The following is a 470-nucleotide window of genomic DNA, read 5'->3' on the forward strand; positions in this document are numbered from 1 at the left end:
GGCCGCTCCGGCCCCTGCCGCCGAGGCCCCCGCCGCGCCCGCCGCCTCCGCTCCGGCGGGCGGCGCCTCCGGCACCGACGTGGTGCTGCCCGCCCTGGGCGAGTCCGTCACCGAGGGCACCGTCACCCGCTGGCTGAAGGAGGTCGGCGAGGAGGTCGCGGAGGACGAGCCGCTGCTCGAGGTCTCCACCGACAAGGTCGACACCGAGATCCCCTCCCCCGTCGCGGGCGTCCTGCTCGAGGTCGTCGTGGGCGAGGACGAGACGGCCGAGGTCGGCGCCAAGCTGGCCGTCATCGGTGCGCCCGGCGCGGCTCCGGCCGCCCCCGCGCCCGCCGCCCCGGCCGCCCCCGCCGCGGCTCCGGCCCCGGCCCCGGCCGCCCCCGCGGCACCGGCGGCACCGGCCGCCCCCGCCCCTCCGGCCGCCCCGGCCCCGGCCGCCCCCGCGGCACCGGCGGCACCGGCCCGATCGG

At 83.4% G+C, this 470-nt stretch carries 1 protein-coding gene; it reads left to right on the plus strand.

Annotation, left to right across the window (positions count from 1 at the left end):
* Positions 1-470, plus strand: a 470-nt coding sequence (locus OFY01_RS19195; protein ID WP_323135533.1) for a biotin/lipoyl-containing protein, incomplete at both ends; no start/stop codon positions are given.

Source organism: Streptomyces beihaiensis, from assembly GCF_026274175.1.
Lineage (GTDB): Bacteria > Actinomycetota > Actinomycetes > Streptomycetales > Streptomycetaceae > Streptomyces > Streptomyces beihaiensis.